This is a genomic window from Rhizomonospora bruguierae, assembly GCF_018397995.1.
Classification (GTDB): domain Bacteria; phylum Actinomycetota; class Actinomycetes; order Mycobacteriales; family Micromonosporaceae; genus Rhizomonospora; species Rhizomonospora bruguierae.
On the sequence record NZ_BBQH01000022.1, the window covers coordinates 49217 to 56271 of the forward strand.

The window sequence follows — 7055 nt, forward strand, 5'->3', positions numbered from 1 at the left end:
ACCCTCGCCGGGCGGTTGGTGCGGTTATCGTTGTGCCCGTCGTCAACCCCGGGGAGTCCATCGTGTCCCTGCCGCCGCTCGTCGACCCGGCCGAGGAGCTGAGCGTCGACGAGATCCGCCGCTACTCGCGTCACCTGATCATCCCGGACGTCGGGGTGGACGGCCAGAAGCGCCTCAAGAACGCCAAGGTGCTGTGCGTGGGCGCCGGCGGCCTCGGCTCGCCCGCGCTGATGTACCTCGCGGCCGCGGGCGTCGGCACGCTCGGCATCATCGACTTCGACACCGTGGACGAGTCCAACCTCCAGCGGCAGGTCATCCACGGCCAGTCCGACATCGGCCGGGCCAAGGCCGAGTCCGCCGCCAACTCCGTCCGCGAGATCAACCCGAACGTCCGCGTCGTGATCCACAACACGGTGCTGGACCGGGAGAACGTGCTGGAGATCTTCTCCGGGTACGACCTGATCGTGGACGGGACGGACAACTTCGCCACCCGCTACATGGTCAACGACGCGGCGGTGCTGCTCGGCAAGCCGTACGTGTGGGGTTCGATCTACCGGTTCGACGGGCAGGCGTCGGTGTTCTGGGCCGAGTACGGCCCCTGCTACCGCTGCCTCTACCCGGAGCCCCCGCCGCCGGGCATGGTCCCCTCCTGCGCCGAGGGCGGCGTGCTCGGCGTGCTGTGCGCCAGCATCGGCGCGATCCAGGTCACCGAGGCGATCAAGCTGATCGCCGGCATCGGTGAGCCGCTGGTCGGTGGCCTCCAGGTGTACGACGCGCTGGAGATGACCTACCGGAAGATCCGGGTCCGCAAGGACCCGAACTGCGTGCTCTGCGGCCCGAACGCCACCCAGAAGGAACTGCTGGCGGACTACGAGGACTTCTGCGGCGCCGTCTCGGCCGAGGCGGAGCAGGCGGTCGTCGACTCCACCATCACCGCCCTGGAGTTGAAGGACTGGCAGGAGTCCGGCAAGGACTTCCTGCTGGTGGACGTGCGCGAGCCCGCCGAGTACGAGATTGTGCGGATCCCGGGCAGCGTGCTGATCCCGAAGGGCGAGATCCTGTCCGGCGCGGCGCTGTCCCGGCTCCCGCAGGACAAACAGATCGTGCTGCACTGCAAGTCGGGCGTGCGCTCCGCCGAGGCGCTCGCCGCGCTGAAGCAGGCCGGGTTCTCCGACGCCGTCCACGTGCAGGGGGGCGTGCTTTCCTGGGTCAAGCAGATCGACCCGTCCCTGCCCAGCTACTGAGTGTGCTGCCGGGGGACCCGCGCCGGTGCGCGGGGCCCCCGCCGCATCCGCCGGTCGTCCGAGTTGCGACGGCGAAGCTCGCCGGTATGTTTCTGGCGTGGTCGACCTTGATGCCGCGATCGGCTTCGTCGTGGCGAAGGGCGACGGCGTGGACCGTGCCCGCCTGTCGTACCTGCGCACCAGCGCCAGCGCCAGCGCCGAAGCGCTGGCCAAGGCCGAGATGGGCACCGCGCCGGACGGCGGCTGGCCCGCCTTCTGGGGCGGCGAGATCGCCTCGATCGACGCCACCTGCTTCCACCTCGCCGAACTGGACGATCTCGGTGCCCTGGCCCGTCCGCCGGCCGTGGGTGCCCTCGATTGGCTCGCCGGCCGCCAGCACGAGGACGGCCACTGGGAGGAGGACGAGTCGCTGGCCAAGGTGGCGCCGCCCTGGGCCCGCCCCGGCGACCCGGAGGCCGCCATGTACCTCACCGCCGGCGCCGCCTTCTGGCTGACCGTCGCCGCCCACGACGCCCGCCCCGGCGCCACCTCCCGGTACGCCGAGCAGTTGACCGCCGCCGCCCGCTGCCTCGTCCAGGCCCTCAAGCCGGACGGCACCTGGGACTCCTACCTCGCCACCGGCTGGCTGACCGCCGCCGTCCTGCACGACCAGGAGATGTTCTATGAGTCCGCCCGCATCCAGGTCGCCCTGGGCGAGCGGGTCCGCGACATGTCCCCGGCGAACCTGGCCGCCATGGCCGCCGCCCTGCGCCGCGTCGGCGTCTCCGCCGACGACTGGCTGCTCACCGCCGCCCGCACCCGCCTCGGCGAGACCCAGCGCAGCGACGGCGGCTGGCCCAGCGACGACGGCGCCGCCTTCGACGTCCACACCACCCTCACCGCCATCCGCGCCATCCGCTGACCCCCGCCACCGCCGCAGCCACGCAGTCGCGGATTTCGGTGACGAGACCTACGTGCTCGGTTAGCGGTCAGGGGCGGGTGTGGCCGTCGCCGGTGACCACGTACTTCGTGGAGGTGAGCTCGGGCAGGCCCATGGGGCCGCGGGCGTGCAGTTTCTGGGTGGAGATGCCGATCTCGGCGCCGAAGCCGAACTCGCCGCCGTCGGTGAACCTGGTCGACGCGTTCACCAGGACGGCCGCCGCGTCGACCCGGGCCACGAATTCGCGGGCCGCGCTGGCCGAGTCGGTGACGATGGCCTCGGAGTGGCCGGTGCCGTACCGGCGGATGTGCTCGACCGCGGCGGCCAGGGACGGGACCACCGCCGCGGCGATGTCCAGGGAGAGGTACTCGGCGCCGAAGTCCTCCTCGGTCGCGGGCACCACCTCGGGGGAGTGGCCGGCGACGGTCGGGTCGCCGTGGACGGTCACGCCGGCGTCGGCCAGGGCGCGCAGGACCCGGGGCAGGAAGGTGCCGGCGATGTCGGCGTGCACCAGCAGCGACTCGGCCGCGTTGCACACGGACGGGCGGCGGGTCTTGGCGTTGAGCACGATGGCGAGGGCCTTCTCCGGGTCGGCGGCGGCGTCCACGTAGACGTGGCAGTTGCCCACGCCGGTCTCGATGACCGGCACCATGGACTCCTCGACCACCGTCTTGATCAGGGCGGCGCCGCCGCGCGGGATCAGCACGTCGACCAGCCCGCGGGCCCGCATCAGCTCCTTGACCGACTCCCGGGACGAGGCGTCCAGCAGTTGGACCGCGTCGGCGGGCAGGCCGGCGCCGGCGACCGCGGCGCGGAGGGCGTCGACGATGGCGGCGTTGGAGCGGGCGGCGGAGGAGGAGCCGCGCAGCAGGGCGGCGTTGCCGGACTTGAGGCAGATGCCCGCGGCGTCGGCGGTGACGTTCGGGCGACCCTCGTAGATCATGCCGACCACGCCGAACGGGACGCGGACCTGGCGCAGTTCCAGGCCGTTGGCGAGGGTGCCGCCGCGGACCACCTCGCCGACCGGGTCGGGGAGGGCGGCCATGTCCCGCAGGGCGGCGGCCATGCCGGCGATCCGCTCCGGGTCGAGCGCCAGGCGGTCGATCATCGCCGCGGAGAGGCCGGCCTCGCGCCCGGCCGCCACGTCGCCGGCGTTCGCCGCCACGATCGGCTCGGTGGCGGCCACCAGGGCGTCCGCCATCGCGTTCAGCGCGGCGTCCTTGACGGTGCGCGGGGCGGTGGCCAGTTCGGTTGCGGCGGCGCGGGCCCGGCGGGCCTGCTCGGTCACGCTCATCGAGGGCTCCCAGCAGAGAAGGTCAGAGAAGAACCAGGTCGTCGCGGTGCACGACCTCGCGCTCGTACGCCGGCCCCAGCGCCGCGGCCAGCTCACCCGTGGAGCGCCCGAGCAGGCCGGGCAGCTCCACCGCATCGTAGTTGACCAGCCCGCGCGCCACGGAGGCCCCGCTCGCGGCGTCGACCAGGTCGACCGGGTCGCCGGCGGTGAACGCGCCGTCCACGGCGGTGATGCCGGCGGGCAGCAGCGACTTGCGGCGGTCCACGATGGCGCGCACGGCCCCCGGGTCCAGGTGCAGGCGGCCGCGGGGGGCGGTGGCGTGGGCCAGCCAGAACAGCCGGGCGGCGGGGCGCTCGCGGGCCCGGTGGAACAGCGTGCCGACCGGCTCGCCGGCGAGCGCGGCGGCGGCCAGCGGGGCCGCGGTGAGCACCACCGGGATGCCGGCGCCGGTCGCGATCCGGGCTGCCTCCACCTTGGTGACCATGCCGCCGGTGCCGACCCCGGCCCGCCCAGCCCGGCCGATCACCACGCCGGCGAGATCCTCCTCGCCGCGCACCTCGCTCACCTTCCGGGTACCGGGCCGGGCCGGGTCGCCGGTGTACAGCGCGTCCACATCGGAGAGCAGGAGCAGCAGGTCGGCGTTGATCAGCGCGGCGACCAGCGCGGCGAGCCGGTCGTTGTCGCCGAACCGGATCTCGTCGGTGGCGACCGTGTCGTTCTCGTTCACGATCGGCACCGTGCCGAGGTCGAGCAGCCGGCGCAGGGTCCGATATGCGTTGCGGTAGTGGGAGCGGCGGGTCACGTCGTCGACCGTGAGCAGCACCTGGCCGACCGTGCGCCCGTGCCGGGCGAACGCCTGCGCGTACCGGCCGATCAGCAGCCCCTGCCCGACGCTCGCCGCGGCCTGCTGGGTGGCCAGGTCGCGCGGGCGCCGGCGCAGGCCGAGCGGCGCCAGGCCGGCGGCGATCGCGCCGGAGGAGACCAGCACCACCTCGCGCCCGCCGGCGGCGAGCGCGTCGACCAGCCCGTCCACCCGCCCCTCGGCCAACCCGCCCCCGGCCGTGGTCAGCGAGGAGGAACCCACCTTCACCACGACCAGCCTGGCGTGGGAGACCTCGTCGCGCACGGTGCCCATTCTCGTCCCTGCCGGCCGGCCGATTTAGGGTGCGTGCCGTGGAGTCCCAAGGAGTGGGTGGGCGCGAGGAGTGCCCGGAGCGGGTCAAGCACCGCGGTCACGAGCCGGGTGTGAGGCGGAGCCGGTGAGTCCGGAGGAGTACGTGGAGGAGGTTCTCTGCCTCGTGGAGCGCATCCCACCCGGCCGGGTCATGTCGTACGGCGCCATCGCCGACTATCTCGCCGAGCGCTCCGGGCGCGCGTCCGCCCGCCGGGTCGGCAGCATCATGGCCCAGTACGGCGGTGCGGTCCCCTGGTACCGGGTGGTCAGCGGGGCCGGCCGCCTGCCCCCCGGGCACGAGCAGGAGGCGCGCGCCCGCCTGATGGAGGAGGGCGTCGTGTTCCGGGGCCCGCGGGTGGCGATCGCCGACTACGCCTGGTGGCCCGAGGCGGCCGGTTAGAGCAGCACGCCGACGCCGCCCCGGCGCGGGTCGCCGGCCGCGCCCGCGTGCGCGACCGCGCTGGCACCGCCGAAGTAGTGGTCGCGGTTGGGCCAGCGGGTGACCGCGTACCCCGCCGCGGCGAGCGCCGCCAGTTCGGTCTCCGGGTAGCCGGGCTCCGCGTGCACCCGCCCGCCGGCCGGGTGGAACCGGGGACGCGCGATCGCGGCCAGCGGGTCCAGGCCGTCCACGAGGATGCCGAGCAGCGTGTGGGTCAGCGCGGTGCGGATCCGGGAGGCGCCCGCCGAGCCGGCCGCGACCAGCAGGTTGCCCACCTCGTCGGTGACCACGAGCGGGCACATCATGGACGGCATCCGGGCGCCGGGCGGCTGGTCGGGGGTCATCAGTTCGCCCTCGCCGAGCATCGAGTTGAGGTTCACGCCGAGCCCGGGCAGCCACACCCCGGAGCCGATGCCCAGGGTCGTGGTGATCACGCAGGCGTTGCCGTCCGGGTCCACCGCGCTGATGTTCGTGGTGTCCGGCGGGTGCTTCAGGCCCCGGTCCGGCAGCGCGCGCGCCACCGCGACGGCCCGGTCCGGGCGGGGCAGGTCGGCGAGGCCGGCGGGGAGGCTCGCGAGGCTGGCCACGGTTGCGTTCAGGTCGACCCGGCCGTGCACCCGGTGCCCGGCGAGCGTCGCGGTGGTCACCGGGCGCTCCAGCACCTCGTAGGCGGCCAGGTCTTCGGGGCCGAGGGCGCCGCCGCCGGCCCGGACCACGTCCACCATGAGCTTGCCGATCCGGCCGGTGTAGAACGCCTCCGGCCCGTCGTCGGCGAGCACCGCCATCGTGGTGTCAAGACCCGGGTGGTAGAGGCGCTCGCCGCCGCGCAGGAGGCGGCCACCGGGCGTGTAGATCGCGGCCCCGTCGCCCGGGATCAGCGCCGGCGCGACCGCGGCGAGCGTGCCGACCTGCGGGGCGGGCAGCAGCGTGCCGGTGCGGGCCAGCATCAGGGCCGGCGCCACGACCCGGTGCCAGGGCAGGCGCCCCCACCGCCGGTGCAGTTCGCCGCAGCCGGCGGGCACGCCGGGCACCGCCACGCTGGCACCGCCGATCGAGAACGCCATCGGCACGCCGCCGAACGCCACCTCGATCGGGACCATGTCGCCCGCCACGCCGCCGTCCAGCCCGGGTACCGCGCAGAAGAAGTCCAGGCAGGTGACCGCGCCGGTGGTCGCGTCGTAGCAGGTGGCGAAGCCACCGCCGCCGATGCCGGTGAGCAGGCTCTCCGACGCGCTGGCCGCGAGGGTGGCCGCGACCGCCGCGTCCACGGCGGAGCCGCCGGCGGCCAGCACCCGCAGCCCGGCCTCGGCGGTGGCCGGGTGACCCGCCGCGACGCCCGCCCGGACGGTACCCACGGACGCAGCGTAGTCGCCCGCTCGCCGGAGGTGGCGCGCTGCTCGGCCCGCTCCGGCGGAGTAGGTTGTGAGGCGTGGCCGGACTGCCTGGTGTGCTCGGTGAGCCGATCAAGTTCGTGCTGAACTGGGGCCGCCGCTACTCCCTCTGGGTGTTCAACTTCGGCCTGGCCTGCTGCGCCATCGAGTTCATCGCCACCAGCATGGGCCGGCACGACTTCATCCGGCTCGGCGTGATCCCGTTCGCCCACGGCCCCCGGCAGGCGGACCTGATGGTCGTCTCCGGCACGGTCACCGACAAGATGGCGCCGGCCATCAAGCGCCTCTACGACCAGATGCCCGAACCCAAGTACGTCATCTCGTTCGGCGCCTGCGCCAACTGCGGCGGCCCGTACTGGGATTCGTACTCGGTGACCAAGGGCGTGGACCAGCTCATCCCCGTGGACGTGTACGTGCCGGGCTGCCCGCCCCGCCCCGAGGCGCTGCTGCACGGGATCCTGCGGCTCCAGGAGAAGATCGCGGCCGAGCAGTCGGGCCTGGGCGGGGTGCCTCGCCCCGATCCGCTCGCGGCACCGGTCGACGTCGCCGCCCTGACCGCGCCCCCGGTCCGCCCGCCGGCGCGGTAGCGGCGGG

General features: G+C 74.4%; 7 protein-coding genes. 4 read left to right on the forward strand and 3 right to left on the reverse strand.

The genetic code is table 11. The features are described from left to right. The first annotated feature begins 62 nt into the window (after positions 1-62). A complete protein-coding gene (gene moeZ / locus KJS59_RS12860; RefSeq protein WP_213453088.1) occupies positions 63-1244 on the forward strand; it encodes an adenylyltransferase/sulfurtransferase MoeZ in 1182 nt (393 codons plus the stop codon). Positions 1245-1341: 97 nt separating this feature from the next. Next, entirely contained in the window at positions 1342-2145 is an 804-nt protein-coding gene (locus KJS59_RS12865; RefSeq protein WP_213453089.1) for a prenyltransferase/squalene oxidase repeat-containing protein, read from the forward strand. A 67-nt stretch (positions 2146-2212) separates the two neighbouring features. On the opposite strand, the gene KJS59_RS12870 is transcribed toward KJS59_RS12865, so the two are convergent. Both KJS59_RS12870 and proB read right to left on the reverse strand, forming a co-directional pair. Next, the gene (locus KJS59_RS12870) at positions 2213-3457 is read right to left on the reverse strand and encodes a glutamate-5-semialdehyde dehydrogenase (protein ID WP_213453090.1); all 1245 of its coding nucleotides are present in this window, start codon (positions 3455-3457) and stop codon (positions 2213-2215) included. Between the two features lie 22 nt (positions 3458-3479). Further along, positions 3480-4583: a glutamate 5-kinase gene (proB, locus tag KJS59_RS12875; protein ID WP_213453173.1), complete on the reverse strand. Its 1104-nt coding sequence runs from the start codon at positions 4581-4583 to the stop codon at positions 3480-3482. A gap of 133 nt (positions 4584-4716) precedes the next feature. Between proB and KJS59_RS12880 the strand changes: the two genes are divergently transcribed. Next, the gene (locus KJS59_RS12880; RefSeq protein ID WP_213453091.1) at positions 4717-5031 is read left to right on the forward strand and encodes an MGMT family protein; all 315 of its coding nucleotides are present in this window, start codon (positions 4717-4719) and stop codon (positions 5029-5031) included. On the opposite strand, the gene KJS59_RS12885 is transcribed toward KJS59_RS12880, so the two are convergent. Beyond that, positions 5028-6425, reverse strand: a complete 1398-nt coding sequence (locus KJS59_RS12885; protein ID WP_213453092.1) for a gamma-glutamyltransferase — start codon at positions 6423-6425, stop codon at positions 5028-5030. The two genes, KJS59_RS12880 and KJS59_RS12885, sit on opposite strands and share 4 nt — an antisense overlap. A gap of 74 nt (positions 6426-6499) precedes the next feature. Here KJS59_RS12885 and KJS59_RS12890 point away from each other — a divergent pair, with 74 nt between their 5' ends. Beyond that, positions 6500-7048 carry an NADH-quinone oxidoreductase subunit B gene (locus KJS59_RS12890; RefSeq protein ID WP_213453093.1) on the forward strand — a complete coding sequence of 183 codons (549 nt, stop codon included), beginning with the start codon at positions 6500-6502 and terminating at the stop codon, positions 7046-7048. The last annotated feature ends 7 nt before the right edge of the window (positions 7049-7055 follow it).